Raw genomic sequence first — 23,591 nt, forward strand, 5'->3', positions numbered from 1 at the left:
CCCGTCCCCGCGCTAGTGGCTCAGTGCTCGCTGGCCTTCGCGCCAGGCTTGGGCCTGTCGTCCTGCTTCGGCTGAGCAGCAGGGCTGACCTCGCTGTGCCCCTCCTTGGCCGCTCGCCAAGGCTCCTCGCCGAACTTCATCACCTCGTGGCCGCCGAACTGTCCACGCAGCGCGGCGACGGCCCGCATCTGCGGGGAGTTCTCCTGCCGTGAGCTGAAGCGGGCGAACAGTGCGGCCGCCAGCACCGGCATCGGGACCGCGAGGTTGATGCCTTCCTCCAGGGTCCAGCGACCCTCGCCGGAGTCGGTGGAGTACTCGCTGATGCCCTCGAGGTGAGGCGTCTCCTCGAGGGACTTGACCAGGAGGTCCAGCAGCCAGGAGCGGACGACGGTGCCACGGGTCCAAGCCTTGAAGCAGCCTTCGACGTCCTCGACGATGTCCTTGGCCTCGAGCAGCTCGAAACCCTCGGCGTAGGCGTGCATCAGGCCGTACTCGATGCCGTTGTGGACCATCTTCGCGTAGTGGCCGGCGCCGACCTTGCCGGCGTGGACGAAGCCCTCCTCGCGCGGACCTTCGGGTCGCAGCGCGTCGAAGATCGGCATCGCGCGCTCGACGTGCTCGGCGTCGCCGCCACACATCAGGCCGTAGCCGTTGTCCAGGCCCCAGACGCCGCCAGACACACCGCAGTCGACGTAGCCGATGCCCTTGTCCTTGAGCAGCTCGGCGTTGGCCTGGTCATCGGTGAACTTGCTGTTGCCACCGTCGATGACCATGTCGCCCTCGGACAGCAGGCCGCTGAGCTCTTTGATGGTCTCGCGCGTCGGGTCGCCCGCAGGCACCATGACCCAGACGGTGCGCGGTGCCTTGAGCTTGCTGACCAGCTCCTTCAGGTCAGCAACGTCGCTGACCTCAGGGTTGCGGTCGAAGCCGATGACCTCGTGGTCGGCGCGACGGATGCGCTCGCGCATGTTGCCGCCCATCTTGCCCAGACCGATCAGACCCAGCTGCATCGAAATGCTCCTTCGCGCTCTGCGGAAACGGGTGGTGCCCTGGTGGAACGCTACGCCCGCTGCGAGCGGTCGCGAAGACTCCCCACCATCAGGAGTTGTACGGGCCGGCTGACCGAGCCGAGTGGCGTGGTCAGCTGGCGAAACGGACAGGCATCAGGACGTAGCGATAGCTCTCGTCCGCATCGCCGTCCGCCTCGGCCTGCCCGCTCAGGACGGCCGGACGGCTCGGCTGGGTGAACGACAGGCGGGCGTACGACGTACCGAGCGCGCCCAGCCCGTCGAGCAGGAACTGGGGGTTGAACGCGATCTCCAGCTCTGGACCGGTCAGCGTCGCCTCGACCGCCTCGCTCGCCTGCGCGTCGTCACCGGTGCCGGCCTCGATCGCGACCTGGCCCTCGGAGAAGCGCAGCCGGATCGGGGTGTTGCGCTCGGCCACGAGGGAGACACGCTTGACCGCCTCGGTCAGCGCCGCGGTCTCGATGACGGAGACCGAGTCGACGCTGGTGGGGAAGATCGAGGTGACCTTGGGGTACTCACCGTCGAGCAGGCGGGTGGTCGCCCGCCGCTGACCGGCCTCGAAGCCGACCAGGCCGTCGCCACCGGCGGCCGTGCCAAGTGCGATGTCGACCGACCCGGAGGCGCCGAGGGCCTTGGCCGTCTCCGACAGCGTGCGGGCCGGGATCAGTGCAACGTGGCTGGCATCGGTCACGCTCGGGTTCCAGCTCAGCTCGCGCATCGCCAGCCGGTAGCGGTCAGTCGCCAGGAGGGTGATCTTCTCGCCCTCGATCTCGACCCGGACGCCCGTGAGGATCGGCAAGGTGTCACCACGGTCGGCCGCGATCGAGACCTGACCGACCGCCTGGGTGAAGACATCGCCGTTGATGCTGCCCGTGGAGTCGGGCGAGGACGGCAGGGTCGGGTAGTCGTCCGTCGGCATCTGCTGGAGGCTGAAGCGGCTTGAGCCGCAGGTCACCTGCACCTTGGATCCGTCGGTCGCGATCTCGACCGGCTTGCTCGGCAGGCTCCGGGAGATGTCGGCGAGCAGGCGACCCAGCACGAGCACCGTGCCCGGCTCATCGACCTGCGCATCCACCGTGACCCTGGCTGAGACCTCGTAGTCGAAGGCGCTCAGGACCAGGCCCTCGGGCGTGGCTTCCAGCAGCACCCCCGCCAGGACTGGCACCGGCGGACGCGGGGACAGACCTCGTACCGCCCACGTCACTGCTTCGGCCAGCACGTCGCGATCGACCCGGAGCTTCACGTCCACCGTCCCTTGCCTGTCGCGCCACGGTGCGGTGACCGCGCGGCGATCCTTCGTCGTCTGGCTCCGCTCCGGTCACCGACGTCGGTCGTGTGATGGAGCGAGAGAGGACACCCACGCGTACGCCGGGTGCGAGCCGACCCTAGTCGGGTCTTTGGTGGCAATCCAACATCTGGGGCGCACGTTCCTGGTCTGGATGAGTGACGAACGAATGGCTCACTGTCCACGTCATCCCCAGGTACGCGGGGCGGGGCGTCAGCTGGTCGATAAGGGTAGTAGTGGTGATCGCACCTGTGGATTCTGTGGACAACAGCCGTACGGACCGCCATCTCGGTGATCTGGGCTGTGCACAGGGCGTGGAGACAGGGTGTGGATAACTTGCTCGACCTGGGGATAAGTCGGCCGGTCCACGCGTCGTCCCCACTGATTCGACTGTTGATCCACAGGTTGTGCGCAGGGTGTGGGGATCGAAACAGCTCGTGCCGGCGGCGAAACAGGTGTGACTTCTGTGGCGTAGGTGGCGTGAATGGCGTGCTGTGACTTGCCCACAGGTCTATCCCCAGGCTGTGGATAACCGTCGCACACCTTGGTTTTGCGGGCTTATACGGCACGGGCTGCGGTCATCAGCACCGCGATCGAGGGCTTCGCGGGCGCACCGCGTCCCGTCGTGGGTTCGGGGTCGAACGCGAGGGTCATTGTTTTCCACAGGCTTATCCCCATGGTCATCCCCAGGCTTCCCCACAGCCTGTGGACAACGGGTCGGGCCTCACGTTCAAGGCGAGGGTCAATCGCGCCGCGACGAAGGACGTACGCCCAAGGTGGGGGGTGCAGCTGAGATTGATGGTCTTGTGGCCGCTGTGGACCCCGGTACCGAGGCGACAGGCTGAGGGTGTGACCCCCGCTCTCCTTGGCACCCTCGCTGTCCTGGCGCTGATCGACTCCACGTCGTTCGGCACGCTGCTCATCCCGATCTGGCTGATGCTCGCGCCCGGACGCCTCCGGCCGGCCCGGGTGGTGGTCTTCCTCGGGACCGTGGCCGCCTTCTACGCCGTGGTCGGGCTGTTGCTCTCCGCCGGGGTGGCGGCGTTCGTCGACGACCTCGACGGATTCCTGGAGAGCAAGACCGCATTCGCCGTGCAGCTCGTGCTTGGCGTCGCGCTGTTCGCCTATTCGTTCTGGATGGTCCGCAAGAGTCGCCCTCAGCAGGCGGGAGGCGGCCGCCTCACCCGCTGGCGGGACCAGGCGATGGGCGTGGAGACGGCGGACGGTGCGGAGCGCGGGTACCGCGGCCTGGTGACGCTGGCCCTGGCTGCGGCCGGCCTGGAGGTCGCGACGATGCTGCCCTACCTGGGAGCCATCGGGATCCTGGCGAAGGCGGATCTCGCCGTTCCCATGCACGTCGGCGCGCTACTGCTCTACTGCGTGGTGATGATCCTGCCGGCGCTGGTACTCCTGGTCGTCCGGCTCGGAGCACGCCAGCTGATCGAGCCGGTACTGCGCAGGTTCGGTGCCTGGATGGAGCGCTCGAGCCGCGAGACGACGAGCTGGATCATCGGCATCGTCGGTTTCCTGCTGGCGCGCGACGCCGTGGCCCGCCTGTTCGGCTGACGCTCGCGGCGTCGACGGCACTCAGCCCGCGGCAGCGCGGGTGATCTGGCTGGTGAGCTCGGTGATCTGATCGTAGATCGGCCGGCGCTCACCGATCAGCTGCCGGATCTTGCGGTCGGCGTGCATGACCGTGGTGTGGTCCCGGCCGCCGAACTGCTGACCGATCTTGGGCAGCGACAGCTCGGTGAGCTCACGGCACAGATACATCGCGATCTGTCGCGCGGTCACCAGCGTGCGTGATCGCGACGAACCGCAGAGCTCCTCGACCGACACATGGAAGTACTCGGCCGTCTTGGTCATGATCAGGGTGGCCGTGATCTGGCCGGTGCTGGCGCTCGGGACCAGGTCCTTCAGCACGTAGCCGGCGACCTGCTGATCGACCGGCTGCTGCGACAGTGAGGCGAACGCCATGACGCGAATCAACGCACCCTCGAGCTCGCGGATGTTGGTGGAGAACTTGCTGGCGATGAGCTCCAGCACGTCGTCGGGCACGTTCATCCGCTCGGCGATCGCCTTCTTGCGCAGGATGGCGATGCGGGTCTCCAGGTCGGGCGGCGTGACGTCGGTCTGCAGACCCCACTCGAACCGCGACCGCATCCGGTCGGCGAACCCGCTCAGTTTCTTGGGCGGCTGGTCGCTGGTGAGGACGATCTGCTTCTCACCATCGTGCAGCGCGTTGAAGGTGTGGAAGAACTCCTCCTGCGTGCCGTCCTTGCCCTGCAGGAACTGCACGTCGTCGATGAGGAGGACGTCGACGTCGTCTCGGTAGCGCTTCTGAAAGCTGCTCGCCTTGTCGTCGCGGATCGAGTTGATGAAGTCGTTGGTGAACTCCTCGGAGTTCACGTAGCGCACGCGCATGCTCGGGTAGAGGTTGCGCACGTAGTGACCGATCGCGTGCAGCAGGTGCGTCTTGCCCAGCCCGGAGTCGCCGTAGACGAACAGCGGGTTGTACGACTTCGCGGGCGCCTCGGCCACCGCGAACGCCGCGGCGTGGGCGAACCGGTTGCTGGCACCGATGACGAACGTGTCGAACGTGTACTTCGGGTTGAGTCGCGCATCGGTGACCGGCTCGACCGGCCGAGTCGTCGTCATCGGGACTGACGCCCGCAGGGGTACGACGGTGTCGCGGGTCGCACGCTCCTCCGCCTCGGTCTCGGCGACCTCGTCCTCACCGATGCCGGCCTCGCGCGCCTCGGCGCTCCCGTCGACCGTCTGTCGCAGCTGCGGATCGACGGTGATGGCGAGGCGTACGTCGCGGTTGAGGTGTCGACTCAGCGCGGCGGACACCGGCTCGCGCAGGGTCGTCTCGAGAATGTCCTTGGTGTGATCGAACGGCACCGCGAGGAGTGCGGTCTGGTCGACCAGACCGACGAGACGGGTCAACCGCAGAAACGCACGGTCGCGAGCGGCGATGCCGGTCTCCTCAAGTGCTAGCACTGTGGAGTGCCAGACGTGGGCAAGATCCGGTTGATGCTCGCTTACAGTCACCGTGCTCCCCTCCGCTGTGTCGTGGCTACCGCTGCTCCAGCGAACCTAGACTAGGCAGGCAATCCACAGGCTTATCCACAGGCTGTGTACGAAGAGGTGGAGCCGGGTCAGAAGGCCAGACGCTAACAACTCCGAGGGCGCTGGGCAACACCGTGACGGCCATCTTTTGGTTTTCAACGGCCGATGCACGGCGTGTCGTCTGGCCACGTCCGGTAGGCGCGCGTTCAATGGTGCGGTTCGGGCGGACGTACTCAGTTTGACCCGCCTTCCACCACGCCCGTATCGTGGTGGCGACCGTGCCTGTCATGGCCGTTTTCGCATGCTCACTGAGCGCACTGCTGTCGACACCTCACCGGTGGCGTCAACCGTGGACTGTGGGCTTCCGACAGCGGCCGTGACTTGGCCGCAACCGGGCGCTCCATCGCGGGCGTCATCCTGACCACAGCGCAGGCCCTGCCTGTAGACCGACCGGAGACCGCCGTGAGCAAGCGCACCTTCCAGCCCAACAACCGTCGTCGTGCCAAGAAGCACGGCTTCCGTCTGCGCATGCGTACCCGCGCGGGCCGTGCGGTGCTGGCGTCACGCCGCACCAAGGGCCGCGCTCGCCTGTCGGCCTGAGCGCGCGCCGGTCGCGCGGTCGTGGCTGACCTAGGGATGACTGTGCTGCCCTCAGCACATCGCCTGCGCACGGCCACTGACTATCGCGCCGTGCTGCGTGGTCGGACCGACTCCGCTCGGCTCTCCGCCGCTCGCGCCGGGGGCCACCTGCTGGTCGTCCACGCGGCTCGCCACCCAGACTCGTTCAACGACAAAGCCGGCACCGGTGAGCACCCGCTCCCGCGTGTCGGTTTTGTCGTATCCAAGGCAGTCGGGGGCTCGGTCGTGCGCAACCGCACCAAGCGCGTCCTGCGGCACCTGGTTCGCGAGCGTCTCGGTGCGGTGCCGACGGACGTCGACCTCGTCGTACGCGCTCAGCCGGCCAGTGCCGGCGCGACCACCGCCGACCTGGGCGGCGAGCTGGACCGCTTGCTGCGCTCCGTGCTGAAGAGGCTGTCGTGAGCATCCCGGCACCGACTGCGCACGAACGGGCGAGCGTCGCGGCGCTGCCACTCGTCTGGCTGGTACGGCTCTATCAGCGCTTCATCTCCCCGCTGACTCCGCCGTCCTGCCGTTTCATCCCCAGCTGCTCTGCCTACGCCCTGACCGCGCTACGGCGCTACGGGCCGTTCAAGGGCACGTGGCTGGCCGCCCGGCGCTTGCTGCGCTGTAACCCCTGGAACCCCGGCGGTGTGGACCACGTTCCGCATCGCGACACCCACATGCCACACCCGCACTGAGGATCTCAATGATCGACACCATCCTTTTCCCCCTCGAGTGGTTCGTCGCGACCATCATGGTCGGCTTCCACAAGGCGTTCACCTTCGTGGGGCTGCCCTCCGACAACGGTGTGACGTGGGCCCTGTCCATCGTCGGACTCGTCATCGTGCTGCGCATCCTGCTGATCCCGCTGTTCGTCAAGCAGATCAAGTCGTCGCGCCGGTTGCAGCTCATCCAGCCGGAGATGCAGAAGATCCAGAAGAAGTACAAGGGTAAGAAGGACCCTGAGTCTCGGCAGAAGATGACCGAGGAGACGATGGAGCTCTACAAGCGGACGGGCACCAACCCGTTCGGCTCCTGCCTCCCGATCCTGCTGCAGAGCCCGTTCTTCTTCGCGCTGTTCCGCGTGCTGCACGGTCTGCCCAAGATGGCCGACGGTGAGAAGGAAGCGCTTGGGCCGCTGACCCGCAACCTGGCCGAGCAGGCCGAGAGCTCGACCCTCTTCGGCGCGCAGTTGTCCTCGACGTTCCTGAACTCAGATGGCCTCTCGGCGAAGATCGTCACGATGGTGCTGATCGTCCTGATGTCGGCTACGACGTTCACCACGCAGCGCCAGCTGATGACCAAGAACATGCCGCAGGCCGCCTTGGACAACCCGATGGCCAAGCAGCAGAAATACATCATGTACTTGATGCCGCTGATCTTCTTCATCACCGGCCCGAACTTCCCGATCGGCGTGCTCATCTACTGGTTGGTCACCAACCTGTGGTCGATGGGTCAGCAGTTCTACGTCATCCGCCGGATGCCAGCACCCGGATCGGCGGCCGAGAAGGCCCTCGAGGAGCGCAACCGCGCCAAGGGCAAGGAGACCAAGAAGCTCACGGTCCCTGGCCTGTCCTCATCGAAGGACGATGACGAGCCGGATGACGACAAGCCGGTGGCCGCGCCAGGTCGGGCCACAGCGTCTGGCGTCGAAGCGGGCAAGGGCAGCGGTCAGCGCGTCCAGCCCAAGCGCAACACGCCCAAGCGCAAACGCTGAGCGAGCTGAGTTCGCGCCCCGCGCCCCCCTGACCCTGCTGTGTGAGATTCCTGGAGTAACCCCATGACTGAAGACCAGAGCACCCCCACCCACGACGTCGCCGCAGATGCTGACGAGTTGACTGACGGGCTCTCGACGCCTGAGACCTCGGATGCGATCGCGAGCATCGAGCAGGTAGCGCCCGACGCAGATGCCGAGGATCGCGACGAGCAGGACGACGAGATCAGCGCGGATGCGCAGGCGGACAGCGACGGCGAGCCTGACGATGACGGTGACGAGGACGATGAGGAGTCCGGCGACGAGTCACTGTTGGAGCGCGAAGGCGAGGTTGCCGCTGACTTCCTGGAGACCTTGCTCGACATCGCCGACCTCGATGGCGACATCGATGTCGACATCGATGGAGACCGCGCTGCGGTTTCCATCGTGGACAGCGACGAAGGCCGCGTGCCTCGCCGCCTGGTGGGCGACGGTGGCAAGGTGCTGGATGCTCTGCAGGAGCTGACGCGCCTGGCGGTTCAGGCTGAGACGGGCGATCGCAGCCGGCTGATGCTCGATGTGGCCGGCTACCGGGCTGATCGTCGCGCCGAGCTGGTGAAGCAGGCGGAGGCGGTCGTCGAGACTGTTCGTACGACCGGTGAGAGCGCGCCCCTCGAGCCCATGACTGCCTTCGAGCGCAAGGTGGTGCACGACGCTGTACTCGCGGCAGGTCTGTCCTCGGAGTCCGAGGGCGCAGAGCCGCGCCGCTACGTCGTCGTACTGCCTGCGAGCTGAGCGTTTCACGTGGAACCGGACGACGCGCGTGGGCCAGATCAGGCCCCGCCACCGGCTCCGTCTGGTGCGTCGGCGATCTTCGGCTCACAGCTGGAGCTCGCTGAGGCGTACGTCGCACACCTCGCCAGTACAGGTGTCTCCCACGGTCTGATCGGGCCACGCGAGGTCCCTCGGCTGTGGGACCGCCACATCTTGAACTGCGCGGTCATCCATCCGGCCTTTGACGAGGACTCGTCGGTCGCGGACGTCGGGGCCGGCGCAGGGCTTCCGGGAATGGTGCTCGCGCTCACGCGCCCGGACCTACGGGTGACGCTGGTGGAGCCCCTCGAACGGCGGACGCGCTGGTTGGAGCATGTGGCGCGAGACATTGGCCTGTCGAACGTGGTCGTTCGGCGAGGCAAGGCGGAACAGCTGTGGGACGACTTGTCGGTGGATGCTGTGACGTCTCGCGCCGTCGCCCGGCTGGGCGAGCTGGCACGTCTGTCGCTGCCTCTGCTTCGCCCCCAAGGCAGGATGGTTGCCCTCAAGGGGGAGCGCGCTCAGGTGGAGGTCACCGAGGACGCCGACATTCTCCGTCGCTTGCGGGTCGCGGAGACGGCCATCGCCACCTACGGTGAAGGCTTGGTCGATCCACCGACCACCGTCGTGGCTCTCCGGGTGGACGGCACCTCCCCACGACTTCGGACGCCGGTGGGTTCCGGACCAGCTCTCAGCGCCGAGAAGAAGCGCGCCAAGCGAGCACAACGACGGAGCTCTCAGCTGTGAGTCGTTGACGACGCAAGACTGATTGAACGGAGCCGGTAGGTGCAGACAATGACGACGACCCCGGTGGGTTGGCAGGGCCACGAGGCCGAAGCATCACCAGCACCTGTCGGTTGGCTCCGACTGGCTGACGAGGAGTCACACATGGTGGGAAGTACTGGCAGCAGCGACACATCGAACGGGTCGGCGACCAGCGCGCCGGAGGGCGGAGCCCAGGAGCGGCACGCGACCGCGCCGGCATCGCCTGTGCCAGCACCGGCGGTCCCAGCGCCGCATGTTTCCCGTGAAACCAACGAAAGGTCGGCCGCGAGCTCCGACGTCCCGGCGGGCATCGTGGCTACCAGGGCGACGCGGCCAAAGGCTCCGAACGTCGCGTCGAGCAGCGCACCCATCGACCTTGAGGGCTCCGACGAGACGCCGATCGCCCGCGCCCTGGAGGAGCACGCACGTCGCCGGCAAGCCATCGCTCAGACGGAGATTCCCAAGCCTGCGCACACACGCGTCATGACCGTGGCCAACCAGAAGGGCGGGGTCGGCAAGACGACGACCACCGTCAACGTGGCCGCCGCCCTCGCGCAGGCCGGCCTACGCGTGCTCGTGATCGACATCGATCCGCAGGGCAATGCGAGCACGGCACTCGGGATCGAGCACCACGCCGAGGTCGAGTCGGTCTACGACGTGGTGGTCGAAGGCAAGCCGTTGGGCGAGGTCGTCCAGGAGTGCCCAGACATCCCTGGACTGTGGTGTGCTCCAGCGACGATCCACCTGGCCGGTGCGGAGATCGAGCTGGTCTCCCTCGTCGCACGAGAGCAGCGCCTGAACCGCGCCCTGTCCGCTCATCTCAAGGAGCTCGGAGAGCGGACGTACGACTACGTGCTGATCGACTGCCCGCCGAGTCTTGGTCTGCTGACGGTCAACGCGTTCGTCGCCGCCCAGGAGGTCTTCATCCCGATCCAGTGCGAGTACTACGCGCTGGAGGGGCTCAGTCAGCTGCTCACCAACATCGAGCTGATCAAGGCGCACTTGAACCCGGCGCTGCAGATCACCACCATCTTGCTGACCATGTACGACGGCCGTACACGTCTGTCTGCGCAGGTCGCCGATGAGGTTCGCACGCACTTCCCCGATCAGGTCCTGAAGACGACAGTGCCGCGCTCAGTGCGCATCTCGGAGGCGCCGAGCCACGGGCTGACCGTGATGACGTATGACCCGGCGAGCAGCGGCGCGCTCTCCTACGCAGAGTCGGCGACCGAGCTCGCGGTGCGGGGCGCTTCCTTGGGCGCTTGAGCGCTCTACCGAGGACTGAATGTTTCACGGGAAACGAACGTCCTGGGAGTCCCCAACTTGCTGACGCAGGTCGGTCTTCTGAGCGGGAGAGCGAGCGCTCGACGTCTGTGAACGAGGACGGACGGGCCGATCCGGCAGGCCCTCCCCGAGAGCAGTCTGCACGGCAAGTAACCTTGACCAGGGCGCGGTAGCGCCCACAACGTATGACGTCGTGGATGGCTCCACGACAGGACTTGGAGGAAGCGTGAGCGACAAACGGCGGGGACTCGGACGCGGCCTAGGGGCGCTCATCCCGAGTGCTCCTGCGGGAGCCGCGCGACCCAGTGACGTCTTCTTCAATGAGCGCGTGGGCGAAGGTTCCACGGGAGACGACGCCTCTACAGGTGCTACCAGCACCGCCGTGATCGATGCCGCTCGTCCGAGCACGTCGGACGAGAGCGATCCATCGTCGGATGCGCAAGAGAGCAGCACCCCTTCAGCAGCAGCTCAGGATGAGTCCGAACAGCGCGGCCTCGCCCCAGTTCCCGGCGCCGAGTTTGCTGAGATCGATGTCGATGACATTCGCCCGAACCCGAAGCAGCCGCGGCAGGTCTTCGATGAGGACGACATGGCCGAGCTCATCCACAGCATCGCCGAGATCGGCGTGCTGCAGCCGATCGTCGTACGCCCGGTGCCGGCCACGGATCGCGAGGCGGACGACGAGGGCCGTGCGTACGAGCTGATCATGGGAGAGCGTCGGTGGCGCGCCAGCAAGGGGGCTGGGAAGGCCACCGTGCCGGCCATCATCCGGAGCACTACGGATGATGATCTGCTGCGCGACGCCCTCCTGGAGAACCTGCACCGAGCGCAGCTGAACCCGCTCGAGGAGGCCGCCGCATACCAGCAGCTGCTCGAGGACTTCGGCTGCACGCACGACCAGCTCGCAGGGCGTATCGGCCGATCACGGCCGCAGATCTCCAACACCTTGCGTCTGATGAAGCTGCCGCCGCTGGTCCAGCGCCGCGTTGCCGCCGGCGTCTTGTCCGCTGGCCATGCGCGCGCATTGCTGGGTCTTCCGGACGCAGCGGCCATGGAGCGCCTCGCCCAGCGCATTGTGGCTGAGGGCCTTTCGGTGCGAACCGTCGAGGAGATCGTCTCGCTCGGTGGGGACCAGGAGAAGCCTCGCCGGTCGACACCTCGAATGGGCGCCCGCCACCCGCACCTTGAGGACCTGGCCGCCAAGCTGTCGGACCGGCTGGACACGCGTGTCGCGATCGCGCTCGGCAAGCGCAAGGGCAAGCTGACCGTCGAGTTCGCCTCCGTGGACGACCTCGACCGCATCGTCGAGCAGCTCGGTCTTCAGCGGCCGTGATGTCGAGAGGCGTTGCCCTGGCGAGTCGCTGTGGCCGTCAGCCCGCAGCGACAGGTTCCGCGCTCGAACGCTCGAATCGCTAGACGTACCAATCACTTTCGTTGACAAGCATGACGAAGGCCCCAACCTGAATCAGGTTGGGGCCTTCGTGTTGCCGTGAGGCAGTCAGACGATCGCTCAGGCGATGAACTGGTCCAGCTCACGCACCAGCTTCGGCTTCGGCAGCGCGCCGACCAGGGTCTTGACGACCTCGCCGTTGACGTAGACGTTCATCGTCGGGATACCCGTGATGCCGTACTTCGCCGACGTGGCCGGGTTCTCGTCCGTGTTGAGCTTGATGACCTCGATCTTGTCGGCGTGCTCCGCCGCGATCTCCTCGAGGATCGGCGCAACGGCGCGGCAGGGTCCGCACCACTCGGCCCAGAAGTCCACCAGGACCGGCTTGGGGTTCTTCAGGACGTCGGCCTCGAAGGTCGCGTCAGTTGTCGACTTAGTAGCACCCATGGGGGTCCTTTCTCGGGTTGGTCAGATGGTGGCAGGAACGGGCTCTTCGGCGGCGCCTCCACGCTCACGCTCGGACGCGGGGTCCAGTGTGGCGAGGAAACGCTCGGCGTCCAGGCTGGCAGCACAGCCGGAGCCGGCGGCGGTGATGGCCTGACGGTAGGTGTGGTCGACGAGGTCTCCGCACGCGAAGACTCCCTCGAGGTTGGTGCGCGTCGAACGACCCTCGACCAGGACGTAGCCCTCGTCGTCCAGCTCGACCTGGCCGGTGATGAGCTCGTTGCGCGGCAGGTGCCCGATCGCCACGAACACGCCCGTCGCGGGCAGCTCGCGCTGCTCACCGGTCACCGTGTCGCGCAGCGTCACGCCCGAGACCTTGGCGTCACCGCGGATCGCGGAAACCTCGCTGTTCCAGGCGAACTCGATCTTGTCGTTGGTCTGCGCCCGCTCGGCCATGATCTTGGAAGCACGCAGCTCGTCACGACGGTGGATCATCGTGACCGACTTGGCGAACCGGGTCAGGAAGGTGGCTTCCTCCACGGCCGAGTCACCGCCACCCACGACCGCAATGTCCTGGTCGCGGAAGAACGCACCATCGCAGGTGGCACACCAGGAGACGCCGTGCCCGGAGAGGCGCTGCTCGTCGGGCAGACCGAGCTCGCGGTAGGCCGAGCCCATGGCGAGGATGACCGCGCGAGCCCGGTGGGTCGTACCGGCGCCGTCGGTGACCGTCTTGATCTGGCCCGTCAGGTCGACTGACTCCACGTCGTCGCGGATCAGCTCGGCGCCGAAACGCTCGGCCTGGGCGCGCATCTGCTCCATCAGGTCCGGGCCCATGATGCCGTCGGCGAAGCCGGGGAAGTTCTCCACATCCGTGGTGTTCATCAGTGCACCGCCGGCGGTCACCGAGCCCTCGAAGACCAGCGGCTCAAGGTTGGCTCGCGCGGCATAGACCGCGGCGGTATAACCCGCGGGACCAGAACCGATGATGATCAGGTTGCGCACCTCGTCGGTGGCTGTGGTCACGAGTCGTCCTCCGGGGTCTGAAAGGTCTGTAGGCGGGCGTACTGCCCTCAACGAATCGTAAGCGGTGCCCATTCCCTCCCTGTCCCGCCGGGGCCACGGGCTGGGCCGAAGACAGAAGTACGCCGGTCACGCGAGTGCGCGACCGGCGTACAGCTGGCGAGAACGTCAGGTGACCTGAGTCGGTCCGGCGATCTTGCCGTCACCCTGCGAGCACTGGCGCGAGAACACCCAGGCGTTGCTCTTGCCCTTGTCGGTGATGACGACCACGACGGCCGGCTGGCCCTCGTACTGGCCGAAGTCCGCAGCGATCTTGTCCGCCGTGACGAGCTGAGGACCGAGGCCCTTCAGGCAGTCCAGCAGGCCGGTGCTCGTCGCGACCGGACCAAGACCGATGGCCTCGGCTCGGGTCGGGTCGATCATCCCGGTCTGAGTCTTGAGGGACGTCGCCTGGGTCGACAGCCCAGCGGCGGTGTACTCGGTGCCGGTGTTCTGGATGCTGACCTTGTCGTCGGAGGGTGCAACGCCTGGGTTGGACGACGTCGGCACGGCACCGACAGGTGTGTCGTCATTGCCCATGAGCTGCGTGGCACCGACCGCACCGATGGCGATCGCGGCCGCGGCGCCGAGTCCGGCGACCGGAGCGAGCCAGCGTCGGCGACCACGAGTAGTCGTGGTCGGGACGACGCTGGCCCCGTCAACGGCCGGCGCGGGCCGACCGATCAGGGGAGTGACGTTCTCGGACGTGCCGGCGCGGGACTCTTGCTCCTGCGTCAGTGCGGACTGGATCCGTGCCATGACGTCGTCAGGCATGGGTCCGGGGTCCGGCAACGAGGAGAGCAGAGCACGCACACCGGTGGGGTCCTGCTCGTCATCATGCGACGAGGGACCTCCGGGGTTCTGTGGTGCATTCACTGGCAACCTCCGATTCAACCGTCGACGAGAGCGGCGGCTCTCGACGTCTGGCACCGGGTCGCACGTGCGTGGAAGGCACGATGGATCCAGGCCAGGACATGAGTAGGACGACGGATGTCGAGTGGGGGTTCCGTCCCAGTTGCAGAAACTTCTACACCTGAGGATGTGGGGTTTGCACGGAGGTGGGCCAACATCAATCGGTGTTGCGACGCCGCTGTACGCCGCGTGGTTCCCCATCGTGGCCACTGAATCTCGGCACGTCGTACGCAAGCCTCAGTACGCGTCATCCCGGGTGCTCCTGTGGCCTCAGCGCGGCAGCGGATAGCCGTCACCGCGTTTGTCGCGCAGCAGCTCCGCCAGGGCCGTACGACCACGCGCACATCGGGACTTGATGGTGCCTTCGGCGACCTCGAGCACCTGAGCCGCCTCGGCGACGCTGATGCCGTGCATGTCGACGAGGGTGAGTGCCATCCGTTGACCCTCGGGGATCTTGGCCAGGGCCTCCTGGATGTCCAGCCGGACATCCACCGAGCTGTGGTGGTCGTGCCGGTCGGCCATCTCGTACTCGGGGAGCTCGCTGGTCGGCTTGATCCGACGCAGGCGGTCGAGGCAGGCATTGACGATGATGCGGTGCAACCAGGTGGTGACCTGGGAGTCGCCACGGAAAGACTCGGCGCGTCGGAACGCGGAGATGAAGCCGTCCTGGACGGCATCGGCCGCCAGCTCGGGATCACGGCAGGTCCGCAGCGCCACGGCCCACATGCGGTCCTTGTGGCGGCGGAACAGCTCACCGAAGGCATCCGGGTCGCCGGCGCAGTGCTGGGCGAGCAGGTCGCGGTCCGTGCGCTCGGCCAGCGGGTCGAGGTGTGTCATGAGGACACCTTGATCTCGGCGATCTGGTCGCGGAAGGCGCGTCGTTGCTCCTGGGAGAGCTTGGTGATCCACACGATCACGTACTGGCCTTTGACCGGCTGGGAGGCAGTCGCCGTCTGATCACCCGTGCCGCTGATCTTGCCGAGCTCCTTGGCGCCGCTCAGACGCTTTTCGTCGCTGACATAGACCGTGATGTCGGTGGTCTCTCCGGAGATGGAGACCTGAACGCTCCGGACGTCCTTGGCGGAACCGAGGTTGAGTATCAGTCCGGCACCGGACTTGATGCCGCCGAACGTCTCGTTCTTGTAGATGTAGCTGCGCCACCGGGTGTCCGGGTTGCCGTCGATCGCCAGCCGGGCGAGCTCGTCCTTCTCGTTGCCACGGCCCTCGGGGTCGAAGCTGCTGATCGACTGGACGGCGATCGGGCCACTCGCGGGGCGTCCGGAGGAGGAGCCGGGCTGGGAGGCACTCGTCGTGCCGGACTGCAGGGTCGGTCCAGCCGGGTTGTTGGAGTCGTCACCACCGCTGAAGATGCTGCGGAGTCCGAAGAAGGCCAGTACCAGAGCGATCACGACGACCCCGGCCACGATCCCGAGCGCGAGACGGCTGCTGTCGCGATCAGGCTCCTCGCGACCGGTGTTGAGCAGCGGGATCGGGGGCTCGAGCTCTTCGTAGTCGTCGTCCTCGTCGATCCGCGCGGGGAGCGGGCCAGGGCGGTAGGTCGTCGTGGCGTCCTCGTCGAACTCCGGACGGCGACCGATCATGGTCGCGTCGTCCTCCTGGAAGGTCCGCACCATCGTCGGATCGTCCTCGGTCGTACGCGTGGCACGCGCCGACGGGCCTCGCACGGCGGCGGCACCCACCGCTGCGCCTCCCGCGGCAGTGCCGGCCTTGATGCCGGACAGGCCGGGTCGCGAGCCCGAAGCAGGACGGACACCATTGCCGGAGGGCCCTGCTGCGGGGGCTCCAGGGGCGCCCGGCTCGCGGCCGCCGGCGCCGTAGACCTGCTCGGAGGACCACGGTGACAGCTGGCGGGCGAGCTCACCCGGAGTGAGCGGCCCTTCATCGTCGTTGAGCGTCGTGCGGCACAGGGTGTCGAGGTCTCCGGGTACGCCGGTCACGACCTCGGCAGGTGACGTGACCTGGCCATCGGCGCGACGCTCGGCACTCGGTACGCCAGGCACCTCATCGGAGCCGGGCCACTCGCCGGTGAGGCCGGCGTACGCAACGGAGACCAACGCGACGACATCGTCACGGGAGGCGCCGGCGGACGGGTCGTCATCGCGCCCCGCGAGGGCGGCGCCGATGGCGACACCGGAGACCTGCACCGAGCCGTCGCGGGCACGAAGCACGTGATGCGGAGTGAGGATCAGATGGTGCAGACCGCGCGCTCGTGCTGTCTCCAGGCCCGAGGCGGCTTCGCCGATGATGCGGCGGACTTCCTCGGCAGGCAGACGGTCCTCGCGCAGCAGGGCTGCGACGGACGTGGCGTGATGGACGGCTTCCTCGACCACGAACGAGACGTGCTCGTCGGTGCCGACGTCGAGGACGCGAACGAGCCGATGGTCCTCGACTCCGGCGATGCGCCGGGCCGAGTCGAGCGCGGCAGCGGCATGCGGGTGGTCAGCCGCGAAGCAGGTGATGGTGACCTCGCGGCCGAGCGTGGAGTCGGTGGCGATCCACTGCTCGACGTCGTCACGGCTGGAGAGCGCCCGGCTCAGCTCGTACCGGCCCCCCAGCGTCACGCCGCGGCTGATGCCCTCCACACATGCTCCTCGTCGTCTGATGCCCACGTGGGTGCGGACAGGCGCCTAGAGCGTCGCAGGTGGGACGCCGGGTCACTTGTCCGTCCGCGCCATCCTAGGTGAGAGAACAGACCACTCACCCCTCGTGTGGTCAGCGGCGTGCCAATCGGCCGACGCGCCGGGTGACGGGCGCGACCAGGTCTTCGATCTCACGGACGTGGAAACGGCGCCCGAAGAAGACGTAGATGACCAGGAAGAGCGAGCCGCCGAGCACGAGCGCGGCGATGGCGCCGATCCGTCCCGAGCTCACCAGTTCGACACCAAGGACGAGCGGGAGCGTCACCACGCCGGCGATCAGGGCCGCGACGAACAGGCGTACATAGGTCTGCACGACGTCCTGGATCATGATCCGGCCGACCTTGCCCTGCAGCCAGCGGAAGCCGATGACGCCCTGGACCAGGTTGCTGATGGTCAGCGACAGACCGATGCCGACGCCCATGTACTTGTTCGGCAGGAACAGGCAACCCAGGGTGATGACTGCGGCAATCGCGGTGCAGACCAGCTGCATCTTGAACGGGGTCTTGGCGTCCTCGTAGGCGTAGAACACGCGCTGGACGAGGACGCACAGACCGAACGGCGCCAGGCCCAGCATCATCGCGACCATGAACGACCCGATGGCCCACTCCTTGCCGCTGCCGAAGAGCGCGCCGACCAAGGGGAAGCCGAGGATGAAGGCTCCCACCGTGCACGGCACCGTTGCGACGGCCGTGAGACGCAGGCCGTGACGCAGGTCGCGGCGTACGAGAGCGTGGTTGCGCACGTTGGCGGCTCGGGCCATCGCGGTGAACAGGGCGGTCACCAGGCTGACCGTGACCAGCGAGTGGGGGAGCATGAACAACAGGAACGCCGGCTCCTGGGCGGCCTTGCCCGGCTCACCATTGGGCTGGGTGTTGAGCACGTTGGTGGTGAGCAGCAGGCCAAGCTGTTGCAGGATGACGGCGGCGAACGCCCAGAGCGCGACCTTGGATGCCGATCCCAGGCCGACGCCGCGCCACTTGAAGTCAGGCGTGTAGCGGTAGCCACCACGCCAGAGGGGGATCACCAGGCAGAGCGCCTGGACCATGATGCCGATCGTGGCGGACCCGGCCAGCAGCCAGATCATCTTGGTGTCCCACACGCCGACGGGCGGACCATCGTCGCCGTAGTTGGGCACGGTCACCAGGAATGCGACCAGACCGGCGATGGCGATGACGTTGGCCAGCGCCGGGGACCACATGAACCAGCCGAACTGACCCCGGGCGTTCAGTACCTGACCGAAGAGGGCGTAGATCCCGTAGAAGAGGATCTGGGGCAGGCAGATCAGCGCGAAGGTCGTACCGAGCTCGAGGCGGTCGCCGGAGGCCTGATGGTCGTACAGGTGATAGATCAGCGGGGCACAGACGACGAAGACCACCGTGACGATGATCAGGAGGCTCATCGCCAACGTGAGGAGGCGGTCGGTGTACGCCTTGCCACCGTCTGCGTGCTTGAGCGACTTCGTGATCTGCGGGACGAGCACGGCGTTGATGACACCGCCGGCGAGCAGCAGATAGATGATGTTGGGCAGGGTGTTCGCGGTGCTCCAGATGTTCGCCGACAGCCCCGTGCTGATCGCGGCGACCTGCAACGACGCCCGCAGCATGCCGAGCACGCGCGAGACGAGCGTGCCCGAGGCCATCAGGGCGCTGGCGCGTCCCAGGCTGGCGGCTGCGGTGGGCCGTGGCCGCTCGATCTCCGGACGTACGGTCGGCTGGCCGTCCGTCGACCGCTCGCCGATCGGCGTCCCCGGAGGAGCTGCGACACCGTCGGGGCCACGCGGGATCGGGATCGGGATGCTGTGCTCGCGCTGGTCGGGCGGCAGCGCGGTGTCCGGCTTGGTGTAGCTGTCCTTGACCTCGCGGAGCGCCTTGCGGGAGGGCAGGAAGGTCGTGGGGTCGTCGTGCAGCTCCTCGAACGTGGTCGCGACCCCGTCCCAGGGGTTGCGCTCGCGCTCGGCGTCGTCCTCGAAGATCCACGAGGAGTACTGGTCACCGATGGTGCCCAGGAGGTCGGGGATGACGCTCGGTCGGCTGACCTCCTCGGCGTACATCTCGCCCAGGCTCGGTCGCTGACCCGTGCCGTCCTGACCGGGCCGGTCAGTCATCGTCCCCCTCGTGTGGCTCCGGAACGTCGTCCGGCAGCGGCATGGCGGTCTGTGCGCGTGGTCCTCGCCGCAGGCTACGGAACAAGCCGACGACGAACACCAGGCCCGCCACGATACCCAGCACCCAGAAGAGCCAGGTCGCTGTCGGACGCACGTTGACCTTGAGCTGGACGACCTTGCCGTCCTGCAGCCCCAGAGGGGTCCCGGTCGGAGTCTGGAGAACGGCGTCGACCGGGACCTGTCCGGCGGCGAGGCCGGTCACCGGGACCCGGATCGTCACGCGGCCGCCGGCCTGCAAGGAGATCGGCCGCGGCTGCGTCTTGATCTTCAGCTGCGGCTTGCGGGCCCGCAGGTAGAGCTGGACATCGTGCACCGGGCGGTCCAGGTTGTTGACCACCGTCACGCTGAGCGTCCCGGAGCTGGCGAAGAAGTTGATGGTCGAGCGGCGTACGGCGACCTGGCGGCTGATCGAGTCGAGACCGGTGGTCGTCCCGGTCACGACCTTGCTGTACGCCGTCGCGTTGCCGCGCCATCGCGTCGAGCCGACCTCATCGAGTGCGCGATCCCAGCCACTGGAGATGTCCTGCGAGTCAGTCAGGATCGTGCCGATGTCGGTGGCCAGGTTGCGGTTGCGGCGCAGTTGATCCACGCCCGCGGCGGTCAGGGGCGACGGTCCTAGACTCGCCTTGGGGTTGCCAGGCTTTGCGGCAATGGAGGCGCTTCGTTCCGCCGAACGGGCCTGTGTGAGTAGGCCGTTGGCCGAGACCGGCCGCAGCCAGGGCACGCGCCGACTGCTGCTGACGAGCTGCTCGAGCTGTGCGGGTGTCGCCTGACCCGTGCGCGGCGCGAGCATCAGCAAGGAGCGACTCCGACTGGGCTGCTGCTGATAGGTCGCCAGCGTCTCGGCGAGGAAGCGCTGGGTTCGGATGCCGGAGTCGCCGCCAGTCGTGGTCGCGGTGTCGGACAACGGTTCGTCGTAGGCGAGGACGGGTGTGCCATCACGGAGGCGCTGCCCGACGTTCTCGGTGGCGCGGTGTGGCTCACCGGTGAGCTGACGGCTGCTCAGCAGGACGGGCGGGACGGCACCGGTCGTCGTACGCCACGTCTTGAGGAGCCCGGACAGGCTCGTGGATGTGACCTCGGCGGCCGGCCACAGCGGCACGGTCGTGCCGATCGCGCGCAGCTCGGGAGACAGCGGCCGGTCGAGCTGCTGCTGCATCGCGGACGTGCCGCCGGCCGTGGACAGGGCCGAGACGTCCGGGTCGGCGTACGGAAGGAACCAGACCGGCTGGGTCGGAGCGAGCTGGGCCAGGCGGTTGCGCAGCTCGGTCGACAGGCTCGTCACGGTGACGGGTTGGGGCTGGGCGTCCTCGGTCGGCTCGTCCGTGGGGCTCGCGGTGGTGCTGCTCGAGGTGGACGGCGGTGTCGTGCCCTCGGTCCCGGTCGGCCTCGCGGTCGAGGAGCCCGTCGTGCTGGGTGAGCCGGAGCCCGTGCCGCTGGTGGCCGGCGGCGGGGTGGATGGAGTGCTCGATGTCGGGCTCGGGGTCGAGGTGGGCGACGGACTCGGAGCGGGCGGCACCGGCACGTTGTCGTCCGTGGCCCCGGGCGGCTCGAGCATGCTGGGGTCGACCAGCCAGGTCACCGGCTGCCCGTCGAGCGCCTTGATCGTCTGATCGATCGGTGAGTCCGGCCCGATGGCCCGGCGCCACGCGTCGGTGCGGCGCTGGCCGGACGGACCGAAGAGTGCCGGGTCGGCGGGCAGCGTGAGTGGCACGACCCAGCCGACCTGGATGGGCGTGGCGACGGGGTTGCCGACCCACTCCAGGTAGGTACGCACCGAAGCCCGGGTGCTGGCCTCGGTGATGGCCTGACCCTCGGTGACGGTCAACGTGGTCGGCAACGACGCCAGGTTGTAGCGGTAGGGCAGCTTGGCAGCCGGCACGGTCACGGTGAACGCCACGAACTCCCTGGGAGCAAGCGCCTGCGGGAGCGCCACGGTCGCGACGACCTTGGGGTCATCGAACCGCTGCGCGTTGCTGCCCCACTCATCGACCCGGTCACGGGTGTCGAGGGGGTCGTTGAGGACCGAGACGTGCACCACCGGGTGGACGATCATGGCCGTGCCCGTGTTGCCGATCGTGCCCGTGATGGTCGCCGAGCTGCCGGCCTTGAGGACGCCTGGGGTCACCGAGGTCAGCGACAGGGTGGCGGTGCTGTTGCGGTCGGCGGCCACGGGGCGGCCGGAAGCGGGACTGCCACCTGCCGGAAGTGCTGCCGCCGCGGGTACGAGAACCAGCAGGAGCGCCACCAGCGCCTGACCGAGGACGAGGGATCGGCGTACAGGACTGTGGTGCTGCGGGCGAGCGGAAGGGCCGTGCGCCGAGGCACGTCGGAACGACACGATGAGCTCAGGCGGTGCCGGCGAGGCGCATCCAGGCCATCTGGGCGATGCGGCGCTCGTTGGGGAACGTCAGCTGCTCGTGCACCTTCTCCAGCCGGAACCAGCGCGCGTCGATAGCTTCGTGGTCGGGATCTCCCTCGACGCCGATCTCGCCGCCGAGTGCCTCGAGGAGATAGTGGTGGACCATCTTGTGGATGCGGTGGCTCGGTGTGCTGAACCAGTAGTCGATGGTGCCCAGGGTGATGAGCGCGCGTCCGATGATGCCGGTCTCCTCAGCGACCTCGCGTACGGCTGTCTCGACCAGCGTCTCGCCGGGCTCGACGTGGCCCTTGGGCAGGCACCACTCGAGTCGTCCTGCACGATTGAGTCGCGCGATGAGAGCGATGTACGCCGCGCCGCCGCGTACGTCGATCACCACACCTCCCGCTGATCTCTCCTCGACCGCCGTCAGCCGCCGCGTCGTGCGGCGTCGGGGCGGGTAGAGGCTCATTGAGTCACTGTAACGACAACCGGTGGGTTTGACCCCTGGCCAGTGTGGTCGGACCGGACCTTCACAGGTTCTACCCTGGTCCGGTGTCGTCGCCATCGCTTGCCCCGCTGCTGGAGCGTGCCGTGGCACACCTCGCACCTGAGATGCCGTTGCTGACCGAGCTCGGTGACCTGTTCACGAGCGAAGGACACGAGCTGGCCCTGGTGGGCGGGCCCGTACGCGACGCGTTCCTGGGTCGCACGTCACCCGATATCGACCTGACCACGTCGGCGTCACCGGAGCAGACCGAGAAGCTGCTCAAGCAGTGGGGCGACGCGACCTGGGACATGGGGCGGACGTTCGGCACGATCGGTACGCGTCGTGGCGCCACCGTGGTCGAGGTCACGACCTACCGGGCGGACGCGTACGAACCTGAGTCCCGCAAGCCGATCGTGGCGTTCGGCACCTCGTTGCACGACGACCTGATCCGCCGCGACTTCACGGTCAACGCGATGGCGTTGCGGCTGCCCGACCTGTCCTTCGAAGACCCGCACGGCGGTCTCGTCGACCTCGCCGCTCGGCGACTGCGTACACCGTCGACGCCCGAGGTGTCGTTCTCGGACGATCCATTGCGGATGATGCGGGCCGCGAGGTTCTCCTCGCAGCTGGGCTTCACGGTCGACGATCCAACACGCACGGCGATGACGGAGATGTCCGACCGGCTGGCGATCGTCTCCGCCGAGCGCGTCCGGGACGAGCTGACCAAGCTCCTGCTGTCGCCGTCACCCCGGGCCGGACTCACGCTGCTGGTCGACACCGGCTTGGCCGACCAGATGTTGCCCGAGCTGCCGGCGCTGCGGCTCGAGGTCGACGAGCACCACCGGCACAAGGACGTCTACGAGCACTCACTGATTGTTCTCGAGCAGGCGATCGAGCTCGAGGGGCCGCGCACCGTCCGCGGCCTCGGCGCGGTCGAGCCTGTCTCAGGGCCGGACCTGGTGCTGCGCCTGGCTGCTCTGCTGCACGACATCGGCAAGCCGCCGACCCGCAGGTTCGAGGCCGGCGGGGGAGTCTCGTTCCACCACCACGAGGTGGTGGGCGCGAAGATGACCCGAAACCGGTTGCGCGCGCTGCGTTTTGACAAGGACACCGTCAAGGCCGTGTCGCGCCTGGTCGAGCTGCACCTGCGCTTCCACGGTTACGGCGGCGGCGAGTGGACCGACTCAGCCGTACGCCGCTATGTCACCGACTCGGGTCCGCTGCTCTCCCGCCTGCACCTGCTGACCCGCTCGGACTGCACGACCCGCAATCGCCGTAAGGCCGAACGCCTTTCGCGCACGTACGACGACCTCGAGGTCCGGATCGCCAAGATCCAGGAGGACGAGGAGCTTGCTGCCGTACGCCCGGAGCTCGACGGCAACCAGATCGCCGAAACCCTTGGTATCAAACCGAGCCCGGTGCTCGGCCGCGCCTACAAGTTCCTGCTGGCGGTCCGTCTCGACCAGGGGCCGATCGGTGAGGACGGCGCTCGTCATGAGCTGTTGCGCTGGTGGGCCGAGCAGCCCGAGTCACGCGACCGCTGACCGGA

Annotated in this window: 21 protein-coding genes; 10 read left to right on the forward strand and 11 right to left on the reverse strand. The window is 67.6% G+C overall.

Annotated elements, in window-relative coordinates; genetic code table 11:
* Positions 1-20: 20 nt before the first annotated feature.
* Together gnd and dnaN are read right to left on the reverse strand one after the other, a co-directional pair.
* Positions 21-1,016: a phosphogluconate dehydrogenase (NAD(+)-dependent, decarboxylating) gene (gnd, locus tag VV02_RS02365; protein WP_281177330.1), complete on the reverse strand. Its 996-nt coding sequence runs from the start codon at positions 1,014-1,016 to the stop codon at positions 21-23.
* A gap of 124 nt (positions 1,017-1,140) precedes the next feature.
* Positions 1,141-2,271, reverse strand: coding sequence for a DNA polymerase III subunit beta (dnaN, locus tag VV02_RS02370; RefSeq protein ID WP_052596444.1), 1,131 nt, complete (start codon positions 2,269-2,271; stop codon positions 1,141-1,143).
* A gap of 891 nt (positions 2,272-3,162) precedes the next feature.
* Here dnaN and VV02_RS02375 point away from each other — a divergent pair.
* Positions 3,163-3,879, forward strand: a complete 717-nt coding sequence (locus VV02_RS02375; RefSeq protein ID WP_157063235.1) for a GAP family protein — start codon at positions 3,163-3,165, stop codon at positions 3,877-3,879.
* A 21-nt stretch (positions 3,880-3,900) separates the two neighbouring features.
* On the opposite strand, the gene dnaA is transcribed toward VV02_RS02375, so the two are convergent.
* The gene (dnaA, locus tag VV02_RS02380) at positions 3,901-5,367 is read right to left on the reverse strand and encodes a chromosomal replication initiator protein DnaA (RefSeq protein ID WP_052589551.1); all 1,467 of its coding nucleotides are present in this window, start codon (positions 5,365-5,367) and stop codon (positions 3,901-3,903) included.
* A gap of 480 nt (positions 5,368-5,847) precedes the next feature.
* Here dnaA and rpmH point away from each other — a divergent pair, with 480 nt between their 5' ends.
* The 8 genes from rpmH (at position 5,848) to VV02_RS02420 (ending at position 11,894) form a co-directional block, all read left to right on the forward strand.
* Positions 5,848-5,985, forward strand: coding sequence for a 50S ribosomal protein L34 (rpmH, locus tag VV02_RS02385; protein WP_052596446.1), 138 nt, complete (start codon positions 5,848-5,850; stop codon positions 5,983-5,985).
* 36 nt (positions 5,986-6,021) lie between these two features.
* Positions 6,022-6,426: a ribonuclease P protein component gene (gene rnpA / locus VV02_RS02390; protein ID WP_245632977.1), complete on the forward strand. Its 405-nt coding sequence runs from the start codon at positions 6,022-6,024 to the stop codon at positions 6,424-6,426.
* Entirely contained in the window at positions 6,423-6,704 is a 282-nt protein-coding gene (gene yidD, locus VV02_RS02395) for a membrane protein insertion efficiency factor YidD (RefSeq protein WP_425412248.1), read from the forward strand. The genes rnpA and yidD overlap by 4 nt, the downstream gene beginning before the upstream one ends.
* Before the next feature lie 8 nt (positions 6,705-6,712).
* On the forward strand, positions 6,713-7,723 hold the full coding sequence (gene yidC / locus VV02_RS02400; protein ID WP_052589552.1) for a membrane protein insertase YidC: 1,011 nt from the start codon (positions 6,713-6,715) through the stop codon (positions 7,721-7,723).
* Between the two features lie 63 nt (positions 7,724-7,786).
* Entirely contained in the window at positions 7,787-8,494 is a 708-nt protein-coding gene (locus VV02_RS02405; protein WP_052589553.1) for a Jag family protein, read from the forward strand.
* Between the two features lie 9 nt (positions 8,495-8,503).
* Positions 8,504-9,259 (forward strand): 16S rRNA (guanine(527)-N(7))-methyltransferase RsmG, encoded by a 756-nt coding sequence (rsmG, locus tag VV02_RS02410; protein ID WP_052589554.1) that lies wholly within the window; start codon positions 8,504-8,506, stop codon positions 9,257-9,259.
* 387 nt (positions 9,260-9,646) lie between these two features.
* Entirely contained in the window at positions 9,647-10,543 is an 897-nt protein-coding gene (locus tag VV02_RS02415; RefSeq protein WP_052596452.1) for a ParA family protein, read from the forward strand.
* A 244-nt stretch (positions 10,544-10,787) separates the two neighbouring features.
* The gene (locus VV02_RS02420) at positions 10,788-11,894 is read left to right on the forward strand and encodes a ParB/RepB/Spo0J family partition protein (RefSeq protein WP_052589555.1); all 1,107 of its coding nucleotides are present in this window, start codon (positions 10,788-10,790) and stop codon (positions 11,892-11,894) included.
* Positions 11,895-12,071: 177 nt separating this feature from the next.
* Here VV02_RS02420 and trxA read toward each other — a convergent pair whose 3' ends face one another.
* The 8 genes from trxA to VV02_RS02460 form a co-directional block, all read right to left on the reverse strand.
* A complete protein-coding gene (gene trxA / locus VV02_RS02425) occupies positions 12,072-12,398 on the reverse strand; it encodes a thioredoxin (RefSeq protein WP_052589556.1) in 327 nt (108 codons plus the stop codon).
* 21 nt (positions 12,399-12,419) lie between these two features.
* Complete coding sequence (gene trxB, locus VV02_RS02430; RefSeq protein WP_052589557.1) at positions 12,420-13,421, reverse strand: thioredoxin-disulfide reductase; 1,002 nt, start codon at positions 13,419-13,421, stop codon at positions 12,420-12,422.
* Between the two features lie 165 nt (positions 13,422-13,586).
* The gene (locus VV02_RS02435) at positions 13,587-14,231 is read right to left on the reverse strand and encodes a hypothetical protein (protein WP_157063236.1); all 645 of its coding nucleotides are present in this window, start codon (positions 14,229-14,231) and stop codon (positions 13,587-13,589) included.
* A 408-nt stretch (positions 14,232-14,639) separates the two neighbouring features.
* Positions 14,640-15,206: an RNA polymerase sigma factor SigM gene (sigM, locus tag VV02_RS02440; protein ID WP_052589559.1), complete on the reverse strand. Its 567-nt coding sequence runs from the start codon at positions 15,204-15,206 to the stop codon at positions 14,640-14,642.
* Positions 15,203-16,972, reverse strand: a complete 1,770-nt coding sequence (locus VV02_RS02445) for a protein kinase family protein (RefSeq protein ID WP_052589560.1) — start codon at positions 16,970-16,972, stop codon at positions 15,203-15,205. The genes sigM and VV02_RS02445 overlap by 4 nt, the downstream gene beginning before the upstream one ends.
* 130 nt (positions 16,973-17,102) lie before the next feature.
* Positions 17,103-19,133 (reverse strand): murein biosynthesis integral membrane protein MurJ, encoded by a 2,031-nt coding sequence (murJ, locus tag VV02_RS02450; protein ID WP_052589561.1) that lies wholly within the window; start codon positions 19,131-19,133, stop codon positions 17,103-17,105.
* The gene (locus VV02_RS02455; RefSeq protein WP_052589562.1) at positions 19,126-21,534 is read right to left on the reverse strand and encodes a DUF6049 family protein; all 2,409 of its coding nucleotides are present in this window, start codon (positions 21,532-21,534) and stop codon (positions 19,126-19,128) included. The genes murJ and VV02_RS02455 overlap by 8 nt, the downstream gene beginning before the upstream one ends.
* Positions 21,535-21,541: 7 nt before the next feature.
* A complete protein-coding gene (locus tag VV02_RS02460) occupies positions 21,542-22,024 on the reverse strand; it encodes an NUDIX hydrolase (protein WP_052589563.1) in 483 nt (160 codons plus the stop codon).
* A gap of 143 nt (positions 22,025-22,167) precedes the next feature.
* Between VV02_RS02460 and VV02_RS02465 the strand changes: the two genes are divergently transcribed.
* Positions 22,168-23,586 (forward strand): CCA tRNA nucleotidyltransferase, encoded by a 1,419-nt coding sequence (locus VV02_RS02465; protein WP_157063581.1) that lies wholly within the window; start codon positions 22,168-22,170, stop codon positions 23,584-23,586.
* Positions 23,587-23,591: the final 5 nt, after the last annotated feature.

The organism is Luteipulveratus mongoliensis, from assembly GCF_001190945.1.
Lineage (GTDB): Bacteria > Actinomycetota > Actinomycetes > Actinomycetales > Dermatophilaceae > Luteipulveratus > Luteipulveratus mongoliensis.

Bases quoted from the DNA above. Each gene is read 5' to 3' on its own strand.
- rnpA (WP_245632977.1), top strand. From the start codon at position 6,022: ATGACTGTGCTGCCCTCAGCACATCGCCTGCGCACGGCCACTGACTAT.
- yidC (WP_052589552.1), top strand. From the start codon at position 6,713: ATGATCGACACCATCCTTTTCCCCCTCGAGTGGTTCGTCGCGACCATC.
- VV02_RS02405 (WP_052589553.1), top strand. From the start codon at position 7,787: ATGACTGAAGACCAGAGCACCCCCACCCACGACGTCGCCGCAGATGCT.
- trxA (WP_052589556.1), bottom strand. From the start codon at position 12,398: ATGGGTGCTACTAAGTCGACAACTGACGCGACCTTCGAGGCCGACGTC.
- VV02_RS02435 (WP_157063236.1), bottom strand. From the start codon at position 14,231: ATGCCTGACGACGTCATGGCACGGATCCAGTCCGCACTGACGCAGGAG.
- sigM (WP_052589559.1), bottom strand. From the start codon at position 15,206: ATGACACACCTCGACCCGCTGGCCGAGCGCACGGACCGCGACCTGCTC.
- murJ (WP_052589561.1), bottom strand. From the start codon at position 19,133: ATGACTGACCGGCCCGGTCAGGACGGCACGGGTCAGCGACCGAGCCTG.
- VV02_RS02460 (WP_052589563.1), bottom strand. From the start codon at position 22,024: ATGAGCCTCTACCCGCCCCGACGCCGCACGACGCGGCGGCTGACGGCG.
- VV02_RS02465 (WP_157063581.1), top strand. From the start codon at position 22,168: ATGCCGTTGCTGACCGAGCTCGGTGACCTGTTCACGAGCGAAGGACAC.